This window comes from Chromohalobacter sp. 296-RDG, from assembly GCF_029889885.1.
Classification (GTDB): Bacteria; Pseudomonadota; Gammaproteobacteria; order Pseudomonadales; family Halomonadaceae; genus Chromohalobacter.
This window is the reverse complement of the sequence record NZ_JARANY010000157.1, coordinates 1-2,035: the sequence shown is the minus strand read 5'-3', so window position 1 is coordinate 2,035 and position 2,035 is coordinate 1. Positions and strand designations below refer to the sequence as shown.

Annotated in this window: 1 protein-coding gene; it reads left to right on the top strand. The window is 63.9% G+C overall.

The annotated features are described in order from the left end of the window. Positions 1-2,014 (top strand): phosphoribosylformylglycinamidine synthase (gene purL, locus OP495_RS17400; RefSeq protein WP_280571008.1); only part of this gene is annotated, 2,014 nt, incomplete at its 5' end. Positions 2,015-2,035: the final 21 nt, after the last annotated feature.

The window sequence follows — 2,035 nt, the reverse complement described above, 5'->3', positions numbered from 1 at the left end:
CAATCTCGACCTGCGCGAGGCGCTGGATCGTGTACTACGCCTGCCGACGGTAGCCTCCAAGAGCTTCTTGATCACCATAGGCGACCGCTCGATCACGGGAATGGTGGCGCGTGATCAGATGGTCGGCCCCTGGCAGGTACCGGTGGCCGACTGCGCGGTGACCACGGCCAGTTTCGACACGCATGCGGGCGAGGCCATGGCGCTCGGCGAGCGTCCGCCGGTGGCCCTGGTCGACCCGGCGGCCAGCGCCCGCCTGGCGGTGGCCGAGGCTATCACCAATCTGGCTGCAGCGCCGATCGCCAAGCTTTCCGACGTCAAGCTCTCCGCCAACTGGATGAGTGCCGCCGAGCATGTCGGTGAGAATCAGGCATTGTTCGATGCCGTGCATGCCGTGGGCATGGAGCTCTGTCCGGCGCTCGGTATCGCCATTCCGGTGGGCAAGGATTCGATGTCCATGCGTACCGCCTGGCAATCCGATGATGAGGAGAAAAGCGTTACCGCGCCGCTGACGCTCGATATCACCGGTTTCGCACCGGTCACCGATGCCCGGCGTACCCTGACCCCGCAGCTGCGCCTGGATCAGGACGAAAGCGATCTGATCCTGATCGACCTGGGGCGCGGTCAGAATCGTCTCGGTGGATCGGCATTGGCGCAGGTGTATGGCCAGGTCGGCGATGTGTGTCCTGATCTCGAAGACGCTGAGGACCTCAAGGCCTTCTTCGCCGTTATTCAGGGCCTCAACGCCGATGGCAAGCTGCTCGCTTATCACGACCGCAGCGACGGCGGCATGCTGGTGACGTTGTTGGAGATGGCCTTCGCCGCACGCGGTGGGCTGGAAATCAAGCTCGACTGGTTGATCGACGACGCTTATGAAGCCTTTGATGCCTTGTTCGCCGAAGAGCTAGGTGCGGTGATTCAGGTCAACCGCCGCGATACCGAGTTCGTGCTCGCCCAGCTCGCTGCCGCAGGACTCGAAACCAGCGGCGTGGTCGCCCGGCCTCGCTACGACGATCAGGTGCGTGTCACGCTCTTCGAGGAGCCGCTTCTGGAAACCACGCGGGCCATCGCGCAGCGTTCCTGGACTGAGACCAGCTATCGCATGCAAGCGCTGCGTGACAATCCGGACTGCGCGAAGTCCGAATTCGATGCCTTGCTCGACCTGCGTGATCCGGGCCTTTCGGCGCAGCCCAGCTTCGATGTCGATGAGGACATTACCGCGCCCTATGTCGGGCGTGGTGAGAAGCCACGCGTGGCGGTTCTGCGCGAGCAGGGCGTCAATGGTCATGTCGAGATGGCGGCGGCCTTCGACCGCGCTGGCTTCGCGGCCATCGACGTGCATATGAGCGACATCCTCGAGGGCCACGTCGATCTGGAAACCATGAAAGGACTGATCGCCTGTGGCGGTTTCTCATACGGTGACGTGCTCGGTGCCGGCGGCGGCTGGGCCAAGTCGGTGCTCTTCAATAGCCGCGCTCGTGATGCCTTCGAGGGCTTCTTCCAGCGTGAGGACAGCTTCTCGCTGGGTGTGTGCAACGGTTGCCAGATGCTCTCACAGCTCAAATCGCTGATTCCCGGTGCCGAGGACTGGCCGCGCTTCGTACGCAACGAGTCCGAGCAGTTCGAGGCACGCGTGAGCATGGTGCAGGTCGAGAAGAGTCCCTCGATCCTGCTCGCCGGGATGGAAGGCTCGCGGCTGCCGATCGCCGTGGCGCACGGCGAGGGGCGCGCCGAATTCCGTGACAGCGGCCACTTGCGCGGCATGCAGACCAGCGATCAGATCGCCATGCGCTATGTGGACAACTACGGCCAGGTGACGACGCGCTATCCCGCCAATCCCAATGGCTCTTCCTCGGGCATCACGGGGCTGACCACACCGGATGGCCGCGTGACGATCATGATGCCGCACCCCGAGCGCGTAGCGCGAGCGGTGACCAACTCCTGGTGTCCCGCCGAATGGCAGGAAGATGGCGCCTGGATGCGCCTTTTCCGCAATGCGCGCGCGTGGATGGATTGATGTTCGGGCAGGCGTGATCAG